Origin of the sequence: uncultured Bacteroides sp. (genome assembly GCF_905207245.1) — a bacterium.
Taxonomy (GTDB): domain Bacteria; phylum Bacteroidota; class Bacteroidia; order Bacteroidales; family Bacteroidaceae; genus Bacteroides.
In genome coordinates this window covers 1-21,471 of the sequence record NZ_CAJLKP010000007.1, presented here as the reverse complement: position 1 = coordinate 21,471, position 21,471 = coordinate 1, and the positions used below count along the sequence as shown (strand labels likewise).

Here is a 21,471-nt window from a genome sequence, read left to right as displayed (position 1 = left end):
AGAATTCGTTCAATTCGTTTTTGGGTTAAACTTAATAACGCTTATGCAAAAGTCTGACTGCATCATCGGTGTGGAGCACGTATCGAAATTCTTTGGAGACAAGGCTGTACTGAATGATGTGAACCTCTCTGTCCGTAAGGGCGAATTTGTAACTATCCTGGGTCCCTCCGGTTGTGGCAAGACTACCTTGCTTCGCCTGATAGCCGGTTTCCAGACCGCCTCGGAAGGCATCATCACCATCGGCGGACGCGACATCACACAGACACCGCCGCACCAACGCCCGGTGAACACCGTCTTCCAGAAGTATGCTCTCTTCCCTCATCTGAATGTGTACAATAACATCGCTTTCGGACTGAAACTCAAGAAGATGCCCGAAGCCACCATCGGCAAGAAGGTGAAACAGGCCCTCCGCATGGTGGGCATGACGGACTACGAAGACCGTGACGTCGACTCCCTCTCCGGCGGACAACAACAGCGCGTAGCCATCGCCCGCGCCATCGTCAACGAGCCGGAAGTGTTGCTACTGGACGAACCCCTCGCCGCCCTCGACCTGAAAATGCGCAAGGATATGCAGATGGAACTGAAAGAGATGCACCAGAAACTCGGCATCACCTTCATCTACGTCACCCACGATCAGGAAGAAGCCCTTACCCTGAGCGACACCATCGTTGTGATGAGCGAAGGCCGCATCCAGCAGATAGGCACCCCGACCGACATTTACAACGAACCCATCAACTCTTTCGTTGCCGACTTCATCGGCGAAAGCAACATCCTGAACGGCCTCATGCTTCAGGATAAATCCGTCTCCTTTGCCGGACACGAATTTGAATGTGTGGACAAGGGCTTCGGCGTCAACACCCCTGTCGACGTCGTTCTTCGCCCCGAAGACATTTATATCTTCGAACCCTCTGCTGCCGCCCAACTGACAGGTACCGTCACCTCCTGCATCTTCAAAGGCGTGCACTACGAAATGATGGTGCAGACCAACGAAGGTTACGAATTCATGGTGCAGGACTACCACAGCTTCGAAGCCGGACGCGAAGTGGGCCTGCTCGTGAAGCCCTTCGACATCCACGTCATGAAGAAGGAACGCACCTGCAACACTTTCTCCGGACGACTGATTGATGGACAGCACGTCGAATTCCTCGGCTATACCTTTGAGTGCGCCGAAGTGCAAGGCATCGAACCGGGCAGCAACGTACAGATAGAGATTGATTTCCAGAATGTCATCCTCGAAGACAACGAAGAAGACGGCCATCTGACGGGTGAAGTGAAATTTATCCTCTACAAAGGCAACCATTACCATCTCACCGTGTTTACGGACTGGGACGAAGATATTTTTGTCGACACCAACGACGTCTGGGACGACGGTGACCGCGTCGGCATCACCATCGCTCCGCAGAACATCCGGGTGATGCCCCCCTCTGCTATTGTTGAACCCACTAATAAGAAAGGAAGTGCTCAGTAATATATCCCGTTTCTTCATGCGTCGCCGGAACTGGACTGTTCCCTACGCCCTGTTTCTCGTCATCTTCGTGGTGATGCCCTTGTTGCTCATCGTGCTCTACGCTTTCACGGACGCCGAAGGCGCGTTCACATTCGCCAACTTCCGCAAGTTCATGATGCACCCCGAAGCCATCAACACATTTGTTTACTCCATCGGGATAGCCGTCATCACCACACTGGCATGTTTCATTCTGGGTTATCCTGCCGCATATATCCTGAGTCAGAAACGCTTCAACACTTCCCAGACCATGGTCGTACTGTTCATCCTGCCTATGTGGGTGAACATCCTGATACGCACACTTGCCACCGTGGCACTGTTCGACTTCCTCAACCTGCCGTTGGGCGAAGGTGCGCTGGTGTTCGGTATGGTCTACAACTTTCTGCCGTTCATGATATACCCTATCTACAATACGTTGCAGAAGATGGACGGCAGCCTGATAGAAGCTGCCCAAGACTTGGGTGCTACGCCTCTGCAAGTGTTCCGGAAAGTGATTCTGCCTCTTTCCATGCCGGGTATTATGAGTGGCGTGGTGATGGTTTTCATGCCCACCGTCTCCACCTTCGCCATTGCCGAGCTGCTGACGATGAACAATATCAAGTTGTTCGGTACCACCGTACAGGAGAGCATTTATAACGGAATGTGGAACTACGGTGCTGCCCTGTCGCTCATTATGCTGTTGCTGATTGGCGTCACCGCCTTGTTTACAAACGAGGACGACAGTACTCAAAACGAAAGCGGAGGTGTGATATGATGACACGTATACTTGCCAAGGGATATTTGTGGTTGCTGCTGGCACTGCTCTATTCGCCCATCCTGATTATTATGATTTTCTCTTTCACCGAAGCCAAGGTGCTGGGCAACTGGACCGGGTTCTCCACCAAATTATACAGTTCTCTCTTCACCGGCGGTATGCACCACTCGCTGATGAATGCTATCTGGAACACGTTTGCCATCGCGCTGATTGCAGCCACGGCATCTACGCTGCTGGGCAGCCTGGCAGCCATCGGCATCTTCAACCTGCGTTCCCGTGCCCGCCAAGTGATGAACTTCACCAATGCCATACCAATGATGAATGCAGACATCATCACAGGTGTGTCGCTGTTCCTGTTGTTTGTCAGCTTCGGCATCTCGCAGGGATTCCCAACGGTGGTGCTGGCGCATATCACTTTCTGTACCCCGTATGTGGTGCTCAGCGTCATGCCCCGCCTGAAAAAGATGAACCAGAACGTTTACGAAGCCGCTCTCGACCTGGGAGCTACGCCTTTCCAGGCATTGCGTAAGGTCATCTTTCCGGAGATTCTGCCGGGAATGATAAGCGGTTTTATCCTCGCCTTCACCCTTTCCATCGATGATTTTGCAGTGACCATTTTCACCATTGGAAACGAAGGTCTGGAAACACTTTCCACCTATATCTACGCCGATGCACGCAAGGGAGGATTGACCCCGGAATTGCGCCCGCTGTCAACCATCATCTTCATAACGGTGTTAGTGTTGCTGATTGTGATTAATAAGAGAGCGGAACGTTCCAAGAAAGAATAAAAACAATGAAAAAATACATATCCTTCCTCCTCTGCATCCTTCTCCTTGCCTCCTGCACCAGCTCCGGCGAGAAGCGCAGCCGTGTCCTGAAAGTCTACAATTGGGCTGACTACATCGACGAAACCGTCCTTGCCGAGTTCCCCGCCTGGTACAAAGAGCAGACAGGAGAAGATATCCGCATCATCTACCAGGTATTCGATATCAATGAAATCATGCTCACCAAAATCGAACGTGGGCAGGAAGACTTCGACCTCATATGCCCCTCGGAATACATCATTGAGCGTATGTTGAAAAAGGATCTCCTCCTCCCCATCAACCGCGATTTTGGCAAAACTCCGGACTACATCCCCAACATCTCACCTTACATCCGTAAAGAACTGGAGAAAATCAGCCAGCCCAACCGCCATACTAACGACTATGTTGTTCCCTACATGTGGGGCACGGCCGGCATTCTCTATAACAAGAAATTCAAAACCCTCGAAGAAGTCAGTTCCTGGGGATGCCTCTGGGATGCCGTAAACCGTGGTAAAATCTTGATGAAAGACAGCTACCGCGATGCTTACGGCACTGCCATCATCTACGCCCACGCCCGTCAGCTTGCCGACAGCACCATCACCGTTGAGCAACTGATGAACGACAACTCCCCCGAAGCCATCGCCCTGGCAGAGCAATACCTAAAAGCCATGAAACCCAATATCGCCGGTTGGGAAGCTGACTTCGGAAAAGAAATGATGACCAAAAACAAGGCATGGCTCAACCTCACATGGAGCGGTGATGCCGTCTGGGCCATCGAAGAAGCCGAAGCCGTGGGTGTCAGCCTCGATTATACGGTTCCCCGCGAAGGCAGCAACATCTGGTACGATGGCTGGGCCATCCCCAAGTATGCCCGCAACGTGAAAGCCGCCAGCTACTTCATCAACTACCTTTGCCAGCCGGACATTGCCCTGCGCAACATGGATGCCATTGGTTACGTCAGTGCCGTAGCAACCCCCGAAATCATGGAGGCAAAGCTCGATACCACCCTTGAACAATTCTCCGACCTCAGTTACTTCTTCGGTCCTGGAGCAGACAGCATTCAAATCAATCCTATCCAGTACCCCGACCGCAAAGTCGTAGAGCGTTGTGCCATGATTCGCGACTTTGGCGACCGCACGGAACTCGTCCTCGAAATGTGGAGCCGCGTCAAAGGCGATAATCTGAACACCGGCATCGTACTCCTCATCTTTGCCGTTTTCGGTGCGCTCTTTGTCTGGATTGTATGGAAACGGATCAGTGTCTATAAGCAGAAGAAACGCCACCATCGTCGCAGACGGCGTATGCGGCGTTAATTATCATATAAATGAAACATCATATATAGGATTATTTCGTAACTTGCGGCGAATTTAAAATCAAACACCTATGAATCTGAAAAAACTTTTATTCGCCTCTGCCCTATCCATTGCAGCATATGGCACTGTGCAGGCACAAAACACCCAAGTTATCGCTCACCGTGGCTTCTGGAAAACAGATGGCTCCGCCCAAAACAGCATCGCCGCTCTGATAAAAGCCGATTCTATCAATTGCTACGGTTCCGAGTTCGACGTATGGCTCACTGCCGACAATAAACTTATCGTAGACCACGACGGTGTCTTCAAAGGTGTCCGTATGGAAACATCCACCGAGAAAGAGTGTACTTCTATCATCCTCGATAATGGTGAGAATCTCCCTACCCTAAAGCAATACCTCAAGAAGGCCAAGCAACTGAAAACCCGCCTTATCCTGGAGCTTAAAGCGCATAAAACTCCCGAACAGGAAACCCGAGCTGTAGAGCAAATCGTGAAAATGATAAAGAAAATGAGCTTGGCAGACCGCACCGAGTACATCACCTTTTCCCGCCACGCCTGTAAGGAGTTTATCCGTCTCGCCCCGAAAGATACTCCCGTCTACTATCTGGAAGGTGACATCAGCCCAAAAGAGTTGAAAGAATGGGGATGCGCCGGTCCCGACTATCACTTCAGCGTATTCAAGAAACACCCCGAATGGATTAAAGAATGCCACGACCTCGGTATGAAAGTGAATGCCTGGACAGTGAACGATGTCAAAGACATGGAATGGCTCATCGGCGAAGGTGTGGACTTTATCACCACCAATGAACCTGTATTATTGCAGGAGATATTGAAAAAGAAATAACTTTTTCAAAGACAGTAATAAGCTATTTCTTGAAATACATTTAGTTACTAAAAACAATAAAACCGTTTCATAATGATATTTATGAAACGGTTTTTTCATCCCCCAAACTTCACTTTTCTGCAAAAACCAAGCATTAACTCCCTTTTTCACCCAGAATGAATATGCGGAAATAATTCTATAAATAACAAATCTGCCAAATATCCCTCTGCAAACTTTTAAATTGAAACTTGAATAGTGTATATTTGCAGCGACTGAAAGATGAAACACCAAAAATAGAAATAAGGTATTGTTTTTATTAAATAACAATCAAAATGTCGTATCTTTGCATCGTGATTAAAACAAAAGGAAACATTAATTCACTAACAGAGTACAAAATGACAAGAATGATTAAATTCACCAAGATGCATGGAGCGGGTAACGACTACATCTATGTAGACACCACGAAATACCCCATCGAAAGTCCTGAAAAACTTTCGGTTGCATGGAGCGCCCCGCACACAGGAATTGGAAGTGACGGTCTGGTACTTATCGGCAGTTCGGACAAAGCTGATTTCAGCATGCGCATCTTCAATGCAGATGGCTCCGAAGCCAAAATGTGTGGCAACGCCAGCCGTTGCATCGGCAAATACCTATACGAATATGGACTGACCTCAAAAACAGCAGTCACCCTCGATACTCTTTCGGGCATCAAAGTACTGAAACTTCATGTAGAAGACGAAAAAGTGGATACCGTCACCGTAGACATGGGCACCCCTGCCGACATGCAGGAACAAACCGTAGAATCCGACGGACGGAAATTCACCGGAACCATCGTATCAATGGGAAATCCCCATCTGGTAATCTTCGTAGATGATATAAAAAAGATAGACCTCGAAAACATTGGCCCGAAACTGGAAAACCACCCGTTATTCCCCGGACGAATTAACGTTGAGTTCGCCCAGATACTTGAAGACGGCAAAATCCGGATGCGGGTATGGGAAAGAGGTTCGGGCATCACCCAAGCTTGCGGCACAGGAGCTTGCGCCACTGCCGTAGCAGCCGCCCTCACAGGAAGAACAGGAAGAACATCAGACATCATCATGGATGGAGGCACTCTCACCATTGAATGGGACGAGAAAAGCGGACACGTAATGATGACCGGAGGAGCGGTCAGGGTGTTCGATGGAGAAATTAATTATAAATGATGAATGAAGAATGAAGAATTACCATGCGGCACAATAGCGCAGCCAATTCTTCATTCATCATTCTTCATTCTTCATTTATCAATACGCTTAAAACAACAAGAAAGTATGGCATTAGTAAACGAACATTTTTTAAAATTACCGGGAAGTTATTTATTTTCAGACATAGCTAAAAAGGTGAATACTTTCAGGATAACACACCCCAAGCAAGATGTCATCCGTTTGGGTATCGGAGACGTTACCCGCCCACTGCCACCGGTCTGCATCGAAGCGATGCACAAGGCAGTGGATGAGATGGCAAACGGGAAGACTTTCCGCGGATACGGCCCCGAACAGGGATACGATTTTCTGATTGAAGCCATCATCAAGCACGATTACGCCCCGAGAGGCATTCATTTCAGCCCTACGGAAGTGTTCGTCAATGATGGAGCCAAAAGCGATACGGGTAACATCGGAGATATCCTCCGCCACGACAACAGTGTGGGAGTGACCGACCCCATCTATCCGGTATACATAGACAGCAATGTGATGTGTGGCCGCGCCGGAGTGCTGGAAGAAGGCGGAAAATGGAGCAACGTGACCTACATGCCCTGCACCGCCGCAAACAACTTCGTCCCCGAGATACCGGACAAGCGCATCGACATCGTTTATCTCTGTTACCCGAACAACCCGACGGGAACCACGCTGACCAAGACCCAGCTAAAGAAATGGGTGGACTACGCACTTGCCAATGATACCCTCATCCTGTTTGATGCAGCTTATGAGGCATTTATACAAGAAGAGGACGTACCCCACTCCATCTATGAAATAAAAGGAGCCAAGAAGTGTGCCATCGAGTTCCGCAGTTTCTCAAAAACAGCCGGGTTCACCGGGGTACGTTGCGGATACACCGTGGTTCCGAAAGAACTGACAGCCGCTACACTTACCGGCGAGCGCATTGCACTGAACCGTCTGTGGAACCGCCGCCAATGCACCAAGTTCAACGGCACCAGCTACATCACCCAACGGGCTGCTGAAGCCATATACACCCCGGAGGGCAAACGACAGATAAAGGAAAACATAGATTACTATATGAACAACGCCCGGACGATGAAAGAAGGTCTGGAAGCAGCCGGACTGAAAGTGTACGGCGGCGTAAACGCCCCTTACATCTGGCTGAAAACACCGAACGGAGTCGGTTCCTGGCGATTCTTTGAACAAATGTTGTATGAGGCCAACGTAGTGGGAACACCCGGCGTAGGTTTCGGTCCCAGCGGAGAGGGTTACATCCGGCTGACGGCTTTCGGCAATCACGAAGATTGCACGGAGGCGATGAAGAGAATCAGGAAATGGTTGATGTAGAGAGAAGAGATGCTTCGACAAGCTCAGCATGACAGATGGTATCGACTAACAGAAAACATTATACTTAAATAACAGCTGTTTCACCGGACTGATCATCCGCAATTTTTCTAAATTTAAAAAGGTAAAAGGATATGAATACAAAAAACGTAAAATTGAAAGTAATAGCAATCGCATTATTATCAGCAGCCCTACCCTTCACGGCAAAGGCACAGGAGAAAGTGGAGGCATCAGTCGGTGCCGACCTGGTAAGTGGTTACATCTGGCGTGGCACAGACTGTGGCGGAGTGAGCATTCAACCCAGCATGTCGGTGGGATACAAAGGCCTGTCGCTGACGGCATGGGGTTCGGTAGGAATCGACAAAGACGATGCCAGGGAAATTGACCTTACACTGGACTACACCACAGGCGGTTTCAGTGTGGCAGTCACCGATTACTGGTTCTCTTATCACAAAAAAGACGGTGGATATACGGGAGATTACTTCAAGTATGGTGCGCACAGCACGGCACATATCTTTGAAGCGACTTTGGGATACGACTTCGGCCCTCTGGCACTAAGTTGGAACACTTATTTTGCCGGAGACGACTACATGAAAGAAAACGGCGACAGAGCCTATTCCACTTATGTAGGCATCAGTGCCCCTTTCAAACTGGGGGGTCTGGACTGGTCGGCAGAAGTAGGTATAATCCCATGGGAAGGTGCATATGCCGACAAGTTCAACGTCACCAACCTTACATTGAAAGCTGAAAAAGAGATCAAATTCAGCAACTCCTTCTCACTGCCCGTTTTCGCGCAGTTGACATTCAATCCCCATACGCAGGGAGCCTACTTCGCAGCAGGCGTTAGTTTTTAAAAAGAGAAATAAGAATAGGGAACAAGGAGGCAAGGGGACGAGGGGACAAGGATAAGATACAGGCATACCGGAAGGCCCTTGTCAACTTGTCAACTGAAAACCCTGTCAACTAAAGAAGTTAAAACCACAAATTGTTTAAGGTATGAAAAAGATTGAAGCAATTATCCGTAAAACCAAATTCGAGGATGTAAAGGACGCATTGCTTGAAGCGGACATCGAATGGTTCTCCTACTACGACGTAAGAGGCATAGGAAAATCCCGCCAGGCACGCATCTACCGTGGCGTAATGTATGACACCAGTTCCATTGAACGCATTCTGGTCTCCATCGTAGTGCGCGATAAGAATGCGGAGAAGACCGTGCAAGCCATCATCAAATCCGCACAAACCGGAGAAATCGGCGACGGACGTATCTTCGTCATCCCCATTGAAGACGCCATCCGCATCCGCACTGCCGAAAGGGGCGACATCGCCCTCTATAATGCCGAGCAGGAAAGATAGGCTCGGGCAGCTACAAACCACAAAGGGGCGAATGTCTCGCATAAATGGAGTGAATATTTACCCCCATCGATAAGAAGCAAAAAATACAAGTACAACAAAAAGCAAAAACTTATGGATAAATATAAAAAACGCAGCATTGCCAAGCTGTGGATAGTCAGTGTTGTCCTTATGGCAACCTGCATGGTAACAGAAATTTTCGCACAGGATGTCGTTACAACGGACAGTCTATCAACCACAGCTATAACTATCACAGAGCAGATTTCTACAGAAAAAGCCGTTCCCGACACCTCGGGAGAACTGGTAAACGGACTTAACACAGTATGGATGCTTCTTGCCGCTATGCTGGTATTCTTCATGCAGCCGGGCTTTGCACTGGTGGAAGCTGGATTCACCCGGGTGAAGAACACCGCCAACATCCTGATGAAGAACTTCGTAGACTTCATGTTTGGCTCCCTTCTCTACTGGTTCATCGGTTTCGGGCTGATGTTCGGCGTAGGCGGTTTCGTGGGAATGCCCCACTTCTTCGACCTCTCGTTCTATGACGGTGGCGGACTGCCCACAGAAGGTTTTCTGGTTTTCCAGACCGTATTCTGCGCCACAGCAGCCACTATCGTATCGGGGGCTATGGCAGAGCGCACCAAATTCTCCATGTATCTGGTATACACCATCTTCATCAGCGTACTGATTTACCCCGTATCCGGTCATTGGACCTGGGGCGGCGGATGGCTGATGGACGGTGAAGAGGGTTCGTTCATGATGAACCTGTTCGGCACTACGTTCCACGATTTCGCAGGATCTACGGTGGTCCACTCTGTCGGTGGCTGGATCGCACTGGTAGGTGCGGCTATCCTCGGTCCGCGTATCGGCAAGTATGGCAAAGACGGCAAATCCAGAGCCATTCCGGGACACAACCTCACGATTGCAGCCCTCGGCGTATTCATCCTGTGGTTCGGCTGGTTTGGTTTCAACCCCGGCTCACAATTGGCGGCGGCTTCTACCGCCGATCAGGAAGCTATCTCACACGTATTCCTCACCACAAACCTTGCAGCCTGTGCAGGCGGTTTCTTCGCACTGGTAGTCAGTTGGTTGAAGTTCAGCAAACCGTCCTTGTCACTCACACTGAACGGTATCTTGGCAGGGTTGGTAGGTATCACGGCAGGTTGTGATGCGGTTTCCCCGCTTGGAGCAGTCATCATCGGTACCATCTGCGGCATTGTAATGATCTTCTCGGTGGAGTTCATCGACCAAGTTCTTAAGATTGATGACCCTGTGGGTGCCTCTTCCGTACACGGTGTCTGCGGTTTTCTCGGAACGATACTCACGGGGCTTTTCTCCACCAGCGAAGGTCTCTTCTACGGTGCAGGTGCAGGCTTCCTCGGCGCACAGGTATTCGGTGCCCTCGTGGTAGGCGCATGGGCGGCAGGTATGGGTTATCTCATCTTCAAAGGACTCGACATCGTGCACGGTCTCCGCGTTCCGAAACGAGTGGAAGAAGAAGGACTCGATATTTACGAACATGGCGAATCAGCCTACAACTAAACAAGAGTTTTTTTACTCTAACAAATATGTTTTTATAAACCAACAATTACAACTCAAGGTATTATGTCAAAATTGAGATTCAGAGTAGTTGAAACGGCGTTTAAGAAGAAACCCGTTGCAGTGGCAGCCCCCGCGGAACGTCCGTCGGAATATTATGCCAAGTATGTATTCAACAAGGAAAAGATGTTCAGGTATCTGCCCAGCAAGGTGTATGCCAAACTGATTGACGTGGTTGACAATGGTGCCCCACTGGACCGCAGCATCGCTGATGAAGTGGCAGCCGGCATGAAGAAATGGGCACTCGAAATGGGTGTTACCCACTACACTCACTGGTTCCACCCGCTCACCGAAGGTACGGCTGAGAAGCATGACGCTTTCATCGAACACGACGGCAAAGGCGGTGTGATGGAAGAATTCACAGGCAAACTCCTCGTCCAGCAGGAACCGGATGCATCCAGCTTCCCTAACGGCGGTATCCGCAATACATTCGAAGCACGCGGTTACAGCGCATGGGACCCCTCCTCTCCGGCTTTCATCGTCGATGATACGCTCTGCATCCCGACCATTTTTATCGCATACACCGGCGAGTCTCTAGACTACAAGGCACCGTTGCTGAAAGCCCTGCGTGCCGTAGACAAAGCTGCCGTAGACGTATGCCGCTACTTCAATCCCGAAGTGAAGAAGGTGGTTGCCTACCTGGGCTGGGAACAGGAATATTTCCTGATTGACGAAGGACTTTACGCTGCCCGCCCCGACCTGTTGATGACCGGACGCACGCTCATGGGTCACGACAGTGCCAAGAACCAGCAGCTCGAAGACCACTATTTCGGAGCCATCCCCACCCGCGTGGCCGCCTTCATGAAGGAATTGGAAATTGAAGCATTGAAGCTCGGCATCCCCGTCAAAACCCGTCACAACGAGGTAGCCCCCAACCAGTTTGAACTGGCTCCTATCTTCGAAGAATGTAACCTGGCGGTAGACCATAACATGCTCATCATGGCACTGATGCGTAAAGTAGCCCGCAACCATGGCTTTCGCGTATTGCTGCACGAAAAGCCTTTCAAGGGTGTCAATGGTAGCGGTAAACACAACAACTGGTCATTGGGTACGGACACCGGTATCGGACTGATGGGTCCCGGCAAGCTGCCCGAAGACAACCTGCGTTTCATCACCTTCGTAGTGAACACCCTGATGGCGGTTTACAAGCACAACGGATTGCTAAAGGCAGCTATCTCCAGTGCTACCAACGCACACCGCCTGGGCGCCAACGAAGCACCTCCCGCAATCATCTCCAGCTTCCTCGGCAAACAGTTGTCACAGGTATTGGAACACATCGAAGAGAGCACCAAGGACGACCTTGTAAGTCTCAGTGGCAAACAGGGCATGAAGCTGGACATTCCGCAGATTCCCGAGTTGCTCATCGATAACACCGATCGTAACCGCACCAGCCCGTTCGCTTTCACCGGCAATCGTTTTGAGTTCCGCGCCGTAGGCTCCGAAGCCAACTGTGCTTGCGCCATGATTGCCCTGAACGCTGCCGTGGCCGAACAACTGGTGGAATTCAAAAAAGATGTGGATGCCCTCATCGAAAAAGGTGAGCCGAAGATTTCGGCCATTCTCGAAGTGATTCGACAGTACATCAAGATTTGCAAGCCCATCCACTTCGACGGTAACGGCTACAGCGATGAATGGAAAGCCGAAGCCATGAAGCGCGGTCTGGATTGCGAAACCAGCGTGCCCCTTATCTTCGACAGCTATCTGAAACCGGAAAGCATCAAGATGTTTGAAGCCACCGGTGTCCTGAGCCGGAAAGAGCTGGAAGCCCGCAACGAGGTGAAATGGGAAACATACACTAAAAAAATCCAAATTGAAGCCCGTGTATTGGGTGATTTGGCGATGAACCACATCATCCCCGTGGCAACGCAATATCAAACGGATCTCATCGACAACGTTTACAAGATGAAAGACCTGTTCCCCGGCGATAAAGCTGCAAAACTGTCTGCCAAGAATCTGGAACTCATCGAAGAGATTGCCGACCGAACCGCTTTCATCAAAGAGCATGTAGATGCCATGATCGAAGCCCGCAAGGTTGCCAACAAGATTGAGAGTGAACGTGAGAAAGCCATCGCCTACCACGACACCATCGTGCCGGCCATGGAAGAGATCCGTTACCACATCGACAAGCTGGAACTGATTGTTGACAACCAGATGTGGACGTTGCCCAAATACAGAGAACTCTTGTTCATTCGTTAAATGAAGAATGAGGAATGAAGAATTTAGCTGCGCTATGCAAGCACGCCGCACGGCAATTCTTCATTCTTCATTCCTCATTTAATAAATTTCTTTTGTTGGTTGTTTTAAGTTTGCAGGGGGAGAGGTGCCGCGAGGCAGTTCTCTCTCTTTTTTTAATCTGTTGATTATACTTTTTCTTTCGTTTGCCCGAAAGAAAAAGTATCAAGGCAAAAGAAAAGTACATCTTCCTAATATTCAGAAAATGTAGTATCTTTACCCCGAATTTAAAATCCTATTATAATGAATAACATACACATTCGCTACGCGACCTTTTTACTCTTTGTGTTGCTGGCAGTTCCGGCATCCTTATCCGCACAAACTGCTCTGAAACAAAAATTAAGTAAGATTTCCGCCATCAAGGAAGTCCGTCCGTTGGAAACCTCCGAATTCACAGAGAAGTACGTCACCTATTTTACTCAGCCGTTGGATCACCGCCATCCGGAAAAAGGCAGTTTCCACCAGCGCGTCATCGTTTCCCATGTCGGTTTCGACCGTCCCACAGTTATCGTCACCGAAGGTTATGGTGCCGCCTATGCCCTCCGCCCCAAATATCGCGAAGAACTTTCAAAGCTTCTCAATGCCAACATGATATTCGTGGAATACCGTTATTTCCTGGAATCCACTCCCGAACCCAAGGACTGGCAATACCTCACAGCCGAGAATTCCGCAGACGACTTGCACGCCGTCACTACCGCATTCAAGAACATCTATCCGGGCAAATGGATTGCCACAGGTATCAGTAAGGGCGGACAAACCACCCTCCTCTACCGCACCTTCTATCCGGACGATGTAGATATTTCCGTCCCCTACGTAGCCCCGCTTTGCTATGGAGTAGAAGACGGTCGCCATGAACCCTTCCTCCACCATGTATCCACAGCCGAAAACCGCAAGAAAATTGAAGATTTCCAACTGGAAGTATTGAAACGGAAAGCAACCCTGCTCCCCCGTTTCGAGAAATATTGTGCTGAAAAGAAATATTCCTTCAATGTTCCTATCGAAGAAATTTACGATTACTCGGTATTGGAATATTCCTTCGCCTTGTGGCAATGGGGTACTCCCATCAGTTCCATTCCCGCCACCACCGCTTCGGATGATGACATTTTCAAGCACCTGCTTGCCATCAGCGAACCCGGCTACTTCACTCCCAACAGCCCGAATGCTTCTTTCTTCGTGCAGGCAGCCCGCGAACTGGGTTACTATGGTTATGACATCGAGCCTTTCAAGGAATACCTCTCCATCAAGTCAAGCAAGGGTTATCTGCACCGTCTGATGCTCCCCGAAGAACTGAAAGATATGGCTTTCGACAAAACCCTTAGCAAGAAAATAACAAAGTTCCTAAAGAAGAACGATCCGAAAATGATTTTCATCTATGGTCAGAACGACCCGTGGACAGCAGCAGGCGTCACCTGGCTGAAAAATAAGAAGAATATTCACATATTTATCCAGCCGAATGGAAGCCATCTGGCACGCATCAGTACGTTGCCCGAAAAAGAAAAGAAAGAGGTGATGGAGCTGATAAATGAATGGCTGAAATAAATTAAGTTACAAGCTACGAGCTACCCGTTACGAGTAAGTTTCAGTGTAATAGCCAGGCAAAAAAACTTTCGCACACCAACACAGCGCAGCAACTCGTAACTGGTAGCTCGTAACTCAATTTAGCACTTTGCGCTAAATTATGATTTCCGCATCCTCAATATCCCTATCCTTCGGTGCAACCGGCATCTTCGGCCGTTTACGCGTAAACGTGAACCAGTTCAGCAACTCCGAAACCGCATAAATTATACTGGTGACGCCGATAATAATAAACGCTGTTGAACGTACTCCTGTCGGATTGAACAAAGCAATCAGACCTGCAATCAGAATAAGTACCGGAATGATATAAAATCCTGCACGAACCGGCATCCAACGGCGGGCCGCCGACAATGACGCAATCTGTTGTATACCTCCCAGCACCAAGATAAATCCCAATACAAACGTCAGTAAATCAGCAAAGAAACCGGGCATAATCACTAACCAAAGGCCGAACAACAAGCTACCAATTCCCTCAATAGGAAGACGGTGCCTTTCCTCCGCATTCATTGCAAAATACCCGATAATACTTAAGAGCGACGGTATCAGGAACACGACACCAATCGTTATAACCAGGTAATCGCCCGCCTCATTGGGAAACATCACCAATATCAGACCTATTACCAGCGCACATATCGTGCGCAAAAATGAGTTACTTATTCCTTTCATGAGCTTATGATTTTTTGCGAAGATACATTTTTATCCGCATAACTCCACAAGAAAGTCACAAAAAATCAATTAACGTTCAGCCAAGCGTTCATATCTTCGGCCACCAATAACCAGTAAAGTAACAAGAGAATAGCAATCGATACGCCAATGGCGACTAAATGTTTCCGTTTCATAGTTCATCCTTTCTTTTTTATATGAGTAATGGTTGTTTTTTTTATACCATTATAAAACAAGTTTTTAAGAAAATTGTTCTTAGAAAGAAAAAAAGCAAGAAATTCTTTGGTATTTAAAACAAAGTGATTACATTTGCCCCCAGCTAAAACAAAAAGACAATGAAAACAATGCTCGTAAATACATATTGGTGGTGGCGCCCGTTACAACTCCGACAGTCGTAAGGGAGCAGCGCTCGTATGTATATATGTGAACATTATATAGAAAAAGAAAGAGCCCTGTCGCAACCTGCGACAGGGCTCTTTCTTTTTAGTTGCCAAGGAAGCAAGATACAAGTTCACCGGTTTTCTCTTCCCCCTTGTCCCCTTGTCAACTAAAAACCTTGTCAACTGAAATAAATTAAAAATATAAGATTATGAGTTTTTTAGTAAATCAAGATGGCTATTACGGAGAGTTCGGTGGAGCATATGTTCCCGAAATACTCCACAAGTGTGTAGAAGAATTGCAGAACACCTATCTCAAAGTGCTGCAAAGTGAAGACTTTAAGCAAGAGTTCGACCGATTGCTGCGTGACTACGTAGGTCGTCCCTCCCCACTCTATTACGCCCACCGCCTTTCCGAAAAGTATGGCTGCAAACTCTACCTCAAACGCGAAGACCTGAACCACACAGGCGCCCACAAAATCAACAACACCATCGGGCAAATCCTCCTGGCGCGCCGCATGGGCAAACGCCGTATCATCGCCGAAACCGGCGCCGGGCAACATGGTGTAGCCGCTGCTACCGTCTGCGCCCTGATGAATATGGAATGCATCGTCTACATGGGCAAGACGGACGTAGAACGCCAGCACATCAACGTAGAAAAGATGAAGATGCTCGGTGCAACTGTCATCCCCGTCACTTCCGGCAACATGACCCTGAAAGATGCCACGAACGAAGCCATCCGCGACTGGTGCTGTCATCCTGCTGATACTTACTACATTATAGGCTCCACAGTCGGTCCGCACCCTTATCCTGATATGGTAGCCCGCCTGCAATCCGTCATCAGCGAGGAAATCAAAAAGCAACTTATGGAAAAAGAAGGCCGCGACTGCCCCGACTACCTTATCGCCTGTGTAGGTGGCGGAAGCAACGCTGCCGGAACCATTTACCACTACATCGACGACACACGCGTTCAAATCGTCCTTGCCGAAGCCGGAGGAAAAGGAGTAGATACCGGAATGACTGCCGCCACCATCGCCCTCGGCAAAATGGGTATCATCCACGGTGCCCGCACCTACGTCATCCAGAACGAAGACGGACAGATTGAAGAGCCTTATTCCATCTCCGCCGGACTGGACTACCCGGGCATCGGTCCCATACATGCCAACCTTGCTGCACAAAAACGTGCCATCGTCCTCGCCGTAAATGACGACGAAGCCATCCGTGCCGCCTACGAACTGACGAAACTGGAAGGCATCATCCCCGCCCTGGAAAGCGCCCATGCCCTCGGTGCCCTCGAAAAACTGACTTTCAAGCCCGAAGATGTGGTTGTCCTGACCGTTTCCGGACGTGGAGACAAGGATATAGAGACATACCTTGAATTAATTAAAAATTGAAAATTAAAAATTAAAGGGTTATGAATATATACAACTACCAAACGCATAGTCGTACGATTCTCGGGGACCTGCATACTCCCGTAAGTACCTATCTTAAGGTCCGTGACGTATTCCCTCAAAGTGCCCTCATGGAGAGCTCGGACTATCACGGCAGCGAAAACAACCGTTCCTTCATCGGCCTTTGCCCGTTGGCAAGCGTCAGCATCGACCACGGGACGGCCATTTTCCGCCTGCCCGACGGCACCCGCGAAGAACATCCCGTCACACAAGAATACCGTGTAGAGGATGCTTTGGAAGATTTCCTCAGCCGCTTCCACGTCGAAGGTGAATACGCCAGCTACTGCGGCCTCTATGGCTACACCTCTTTCAACGCCGTGCGCTATTTCGAAGACATCCCCGTCAAGGACAGCCGCGAAACCACCAACGACGCACCGGATATGCTCTATATCCTCTATCAATATCTCATTGTCTTCAATGACTTCAAGAATGAAATGGTGCTTCTCGAAATGCTCGCCCCCGGTGAAAAAAGTGAGCTGGACACCGTGCAAAAGGCCATCCACAACCGCAACTACACCGCCTACGACTTCCGTGCCGTCGGCGAAACCACTTCTTCGCTGACCGACGAACAGCACAAGGCAAATATCCGCCAAGGCATTGCCCATTGTCTGCGTGGAGACGTTTTCCAAATCGTTCTCTCCCGCCGCTTCGAACAACGCTTCGTAGGCGACGACTTCAAGCTCTACCGTGCCCTGCGCAGCATCAATCCCTCTCCTTATCTGTTCTATTTCGACTTCGGCGGTTTCCGTATCTTCGGTTCGTCCCCCGAAACCCACTGTCGCATCGAAGGCCGCCATGCCTACATCGACCCCATTGCCGGCACCACTAAGCGCACCGGAGACCCTGAACAGGATGCCAAGAATGCCCAATACCTGCACGATGACCCCAAAGAAAATGCTGAACACGTCATGCTTGTCGACCTTGCCCGCAACGACCTTTCGCGCAACTGCCATGATGTAAAAGTGGATTTCTACAAGGAGATGCAGTATTACAGCCACGTCATCCACCTCGTCAGCCGTGTCAGCGGCACGTTGAATGAGGATGCCAAACCCATCAAAGCCTTCATCGACACCTTCCCCGCCGGCACTCTGAGCGGCGCGCCGAAAGTGCGTGCCATGCAGCTCATCAGCGAACTGGAACCGCACAACCGTGGTGCCTACGGAGGGTGCATCGGTTTTATCGGACTAAACGGCTCGCTGAACCAAGCCATCACCATCCGCACCTTTGTCAGCCGTAACGGAGTTCTTTGGTTCCAAGCAGGTGGTGGCATCGTAGCCAAAAGCAACGAAGAATACGAGTTGCAGGAAGTCAACAATAAACTGGGAGCGCTGAAAAAGGCCATCATTATGGCAGAAAAAATGTAGAAATCAAAAATAGCAATGAAAACAGTAATCATAGATAACTACGACTCTTTCACCTACAACCTTGCCCATTTGGTGAAAGAACTCGGTGCAGAAGTAGATGTTCTGCGCAACGATTGCTTCACCCTCGACGAACTTGAAGCATACGACAAAATCATCCTGTCCCCCGGTCCGGGCATTCCCGAAGAAGCCGGATTGCTTCTCGACGTCATCCGCACCTATGCCGGACGCAAACCTATACTCGGTGTTTGCCTGGGTGAGCAAGCCATCGGTCAGGTCTTCGGCGGCAAACTTACCAATCTGAGCGAAGTCTTTCACGGCGTGCAAACGAATATAGTGATTAGCGCACCACTAATCACTCCCGACCCCCTCTTCTCCGGCCTGCCTGCTGAAATTCCTGTCGGCCGTTACCATTCCTGGGTAGTGGATACCGAGAATTTCCCCGAAGAGCTTGCCATCACCGCCCTCAGTCCCGAAGGTCAAATCATGGCGCTGAAACACCGGACGTTTGACATTCACGGTATACAATTCCACCCGGAATCGGTGCTGACGCCCGACGGAAAAACAATCCTGAAAAACTGGCTTTTCAATGAGGCACTTCGGTAAGGCAAATGCCACACTTCGTTAAGCCCGATGCGTCACTTCACAGCCTCTGACATGTGGCATTTCAATCGTTGACATGTGGCATTTCAGGCGTTGATGTGAGGCATTTCAAATGCTGAGTTTTTTTCAATTATAATTCGCAAATCATAATTCGTAAATTAAAAAATGAAAGATATATTAACCCGTCTCTTCAATCACGAAGAGCTCACTTCGGAGGAAACCAAGCAAATCCTCCTTAATATCACCCGGGAGAAGTATCCCGAGGCTCAAATTTCCGCATTACTAACTGTTTTCCAGATGCGTAGCATCACAGTAGAAGAGTTAATCGGCTTTCGCGAAGCCCTTATGGAGACTTGTGTCCCTATCGACTTCGCGCCCTATCACCCCATTGATATTGTCGGCACAGGAGGTGACGGAAAGAACACTTTCAACATCTCTACTTGTGCCTGTTTTGTCGTAGCCGGAGCCGGTTATAAAGTAGCTAAACATGGCAATTATGGTGCCACTTCCGTCAGCGGCGCCAGCAATGTCATCGAACAGCACGGCGTCCGTTTCACCAACGACCCCGACAAGTTGAAACGTAGCATGGACGAGTGCAATCTCGCCTATCTGCACGCCCAACTTTTCAATCCTGCCATGAAGTTCGTCGGCCCTGTGCGCAAGGCATTGGGAGTGCGCACCCTGTTCAATCTGCTGGGTCCGCTCGTCAATCCCTGCAAGCCTGCCTACCAACTGCTTGGCGTTGCCGACCTTGCCCAGATGCGTCTTTACACCAATGTCTTTTACAGGCTCGGCATTGATTTCGCCGTAGTCAACAGCCTCGACAGTTATGATGAAATCTCCCTTACGGACGAGTTTAAGGTTATGACGCGTAATTATGAACGCATCTACCGTCCGCAAGCCCTCGGTTTCCACGCCGCCCGCCCCGAAGAGCTCTTCGGCGGAGCCTGCAAGGAAGACGCCGCCCGCATCTTCGACAATATCCTCCACAATCGCGCCACCCCTGCCCAAACGCAATGCGTCATCGTCAATGCCGCCTTTGCCATCCAGGTGATGGAACCTGAAAGGGAAATCGAAGAATGTATCGCCATCGCCCGCGAATCGCTGGAAAGCGGACGGGCACTGGAAACATTGAAGAAATTTATAATGATTAATAGTTGACAAGGGAATTAGTTGTCAACTCCCAAAAACCATAAACAATGAAAGATATTTTATCCGAAATCATCGCCCACAAGCGAATTGAAATAGCACAGCAGAAACAAGCAGTCTCCCTCAGTCAACTGCAGGAACAAGCTGCCGCTATGCTTCATGAAGACGCCACCGCACAGGCTGCCGGTACCCTCCGGCACCGCAGCATGAAGCAGTCTCTTGCTTCTTCTCCCTCCGGCATCATCGCCGAGTTCAAACGCCGTTCACCCTCCAAAGGCTGGATTAAGGAAACTGCACAGGCCGAACTTATTCCTCCGGCTTATGAAGCCGCCGGTGCCTCCGTCCTCTCCATCCTCACGGACGAGAAATTCTTTGGCGGAACCCTGCGTGACATCCGCACCGTGCGCCCACTCGTCAATATACCTATCTTACGCAAGGATTTCATTATCGACGAGTACCAGCTTTTGCAAGCCCGCATCGTGGGGGCCGACGCCGTCCTACTCATTGCCGCCTGCCTCACGCCCGACGAATGCCACACGCTCACCCTTCAGGCTCATGAACTGGGGCTCGAAGTCCTGCTTGAAGTGCACAGTTCGTCCGAACTCTCCTATATATATAAGGAGACGGATATGGTCGGCGTCAACAACCGCCACCTCGGCAGCTTCGTCACCGATGTGGAGAATTCCTTCCGCATTGCAGAAGAACTGCAACAAGCTGTTACCGGCATTGAGTTCGAGACTCCTCCTCTACTCGTCTCCGAAAGTGGTATCTCCAGTCCCGAAACCATCCGTCAATTGCGTTCTGCCGGTTTCCGTGGTTTCCTTATGGGAGAGGCATTTATGCGTACCGAAAACCCCGGAAATACCCTAAAAGAACTCATTCATGAAATATAAGTTTGGAAACTTACACATAAATTCATATATTCGTAAATTCTAAGCGAAGTATTCTCAAGTGCAAATTGTAAATCGTCTAATCGTAAATATGGATACAATAATCAAGGTATGCGGAATGACCGAAGCTGATAACATCCGCAATGTAGATGTATTAGGTGTAGACATGATCGGTTTCATTTTCTACCCCAAGTCCCCCAGATACCTGTACCAGATGCCCAGATACCTGCCTACCCTTGCCAAACGTGTCGGTGTATTTGTCAATGAGACTAAAGAGAACATCCATATGTATGCCGACCGCTTCGGGCTGGACTACATTCAGTTGCACGGTGACGAATCACCCGAATACTGCCGTACGCTCCACTCCAACGGTTTCCGGATTATCAAAGCATTCTCCATCGCTCTTCCCAAAGACCTCCTCGCCGTTTCCGACTATGAAGGTTTTTGCAACTATTACCTGTTCGACACCCGTACCGCCCGCTACGGC

At 49.5% G+C, this 21,471-nt stretch carries 19 protein-coding genes; 18 read left to right on the top strand and 1 reads right to left on the bottom strand.

Annotated features, from left to right (window positions below):
* Positions 1-43: 43 nt before the first annotated feature.
* The 12 genes from potA (at position 44) to QZ135_RS03670 (ending at position 14,454) form a co-directional block, all read left to right on the top strand.
* A complete protein-coding gene (gene potA / locus QZ135_RS03725) occupies positions 44-1,468 on the top strand; it encodes a polyamine ABC transporter ATP-binding protein (protein ID WP_294606068.1) in 1,425 nt (474 codons plus the stop codon).
* Positions 1,469-1,484: 16 nt separating this feature from the next.
* Entirely contained in the window at positions 1,485-2,258 is a 774-nt protein-coding gene (locus tag QZ135_RS03720; protein WP_294606138.1) for an ABC transporter permease, read from the top strand.
* On the top strand, positions 2,255-3,046 hold the full coding sequence (locus QZ135_RS03715; RefSeq protein WP_294606067.1) for an ABC transporter permease: 792 nt from the start codon (positions 2,255-2,257) through the stop codon (positions 3,044-3,046). Before QZ135_RS03720 ends, QZ135_RS03715 begins: the two co-directional genes overlap by 4 nt.
* Before the next feature lie 5 nt (positions 3,047-3,051).
* The gene (locus QZ135_RS03710; protein WP_294606066.1) at positions 3,052-4,374 is read left to right on the top strand and encodes an ABC transporter substrate-binding protein; all 1,323 of its coding nucleotides are present in this window, start codon (positions 3,052-3,054) and stop codon (positions 4,372-4,374) included.
* 70 nt (positions 4,375-4,444) lie between these two features.
* Positions 4,445-5,215, top strand: a complete 771-nt coding sequence (locus QZ135_RS03705; RefSeq protein ID WP_294606065.1) for a glycerophosphodiester phosphodiesterase family protein — start codon at positions 4,445-4,447, stop codon at positions 5,213-5,215.
* A gap of 374 nt (positions 5,216-5,589) precedes the next feature.
* Positions 5,590-6,399, top strand: a complete 810-nt coding sequence (gene dapF, locus QZ135_RS03700) for a diaminopimelate epimerase (RefSeq protein ID WP_294606064.1) — start codon at positions 5,590-5,592, stop codon at positions 6,397-6,399.
* A 105-nt stretch (positions 6,400-6,504) separates the two neighbouring features.
* Entirely contained in the window at positions 6,505-7,737 is a 1,233-nt protein-coding gene (locus QZ135_RS03695; protein ID WP_294606063.1) for an LL-diaminopimelate aminotransferase, read from the top strand.
* Between the two features lie 131 nt (positions 7,738-7,868).
* On the top strand, positions 7,869-8,588 hold the full coding sequence (locus QZ135_RS03690) for a hypothetical protein (protein ID WP_294606062.1): 720 nt from the start codon (positions 7,869-7,871) through the stop codon (positions 8,586-8,588).
* A 142-nt stretch (positions 8,589-8,730) separates the two neighbouring features.
* Positions 8,731-9,087: a P-II family nitrogen regulator gene (locus tag QZ135_RS03685; protein ID WP_025833288.1), complete on the top strand. Its 357-nt coding sequence runs from the start codon at positions 8,731-8,733 to the stop codon at positions 9,085-9,087.
* 111 nt (positions 9,088-9,198) lie between these two features.
* Positions 9,199-10,626 (top strand): ammonium transporter, encoded by a 1,428-nt coding sequence (locus QZ135_RS03680; RefSeq protein WP_294606061.1) that lies wholly within the window; start codon positions 9,199-9,201, stop codon positions 10,624-10,626.
* Positions 10,627-10,689: 63 nt separating this feature from the next.
* Positions 10,690-12,879 (top strand): glutamine synthetase III, encoded by a 2,190-nt coding sequence (locus QZ135_RS03675; RefSeq protein ID WP_294606060.1) that lies wholly within the window; start codon positions 10,690-10,692, stop codon positions 12,877-12,879.
* A gap of 279 nt (positions 12,880-13,158) precedes the next feature.
* Positions 13,159-14,454 (top strand): S28 family serine protease, encoded by a 1,296-nt coding sequence (locus tag QZ135_RS03670; RefSeq protein ID WP_294606059.1) that lies wholly within the window; start codon positions 13,159-13,161, stop codon positions 14,452-14,454.
* 132 nt (positions 14,455-14,586) lie between these two features.
* Here the strand turns inward: QZ135_RS03670 and QZ135_RS03665 are convergent, their stop codons facing one another.
* The gene (locus QZ135_RS03665; protein WP_294606057.1) at positions 14,587-15,156 is read right to left on the bottom strand and encodes a DUF308 domain-containing protein; all 570 of its coding nucleotides are present in this window, start codon (positions 15,154-15,156) and stop codon (positions 14,587-14,589) included.
* Between the two features lie 583 nt (positions 15,157-15,739).
* Here QZ135_RS03665 and trpB point away from each other — a divergent pair.
* The 6 genes from trpB to QZ135_RS03635 form a co-directional block, all read left to right on the top strand.
* Positions 15,740-16,924 (top strand): tryptophan synthase subunit beta, encoded by a 1,185-nt coding sequence (trpB, locus tag QZ135_RS03660; RefSeq protein ID WP_294606137.1) that lies wholly within the window; start codon positions 15,740-15,742, stop codon positions 16,922-16,924.
* 20 nt (positions 16,925-16,944) lie between these two features.
* Positions 16,945-18,345, top strand: coding sequence for an anthranilate synthase component I family protein (locus QZ135_RS03655; RefSeq protein WP_294606055.1), 1,401 nt, complete (start codon positions 16,945-16,947; stop codon positions 18,343-18,345).
* Between the two features lie 15 nt (positions 18,346-18,360).
* Positions 18,361-18,948, top strand: coding sequence for an aminodeoxychorismate/anthranilate synthase component II (locus QZ135_RS03650; RefSeq protein ID WP_294606053.1), 588 nt, complete (start codon positions 18,361-18,363; stop codon positions 18,946-18,948).
* A gap of 162 nt (positions 18,949-19,110) precedes the next feature.
* Positions 19,111-20,106, top strand: a complete 996-nt coding sequence (gene trpD, locus QZ135_RS03645; protein WP_294606051.1) for an anthranilate phosphoribosyltransferase — start codon at positions 19,111-19,113, stop codon at positions 20,104-20,106.
* 38 nt (positions 20,107-20,144) lie between these two features.
* Entirely contained in the window at positions 20,145-20,987 is an 843-nt protein-coding gene (gene trpC, locus QZ135_RS03640) for an indole-3-glycerol phosphate synthase TrpC (protein ID WP_294606049.1), read from the top strand.
* Between the two features lie 88 nt (positions 20,988-21,075).
* Positions 21,076-21,471: phosphoribosylanthranilate isomerase (locus QZ135_RS03635; protein ID WP_294606047.1), on the top strand; the 396-nt coding region annotated here is incomplete at its 3' end.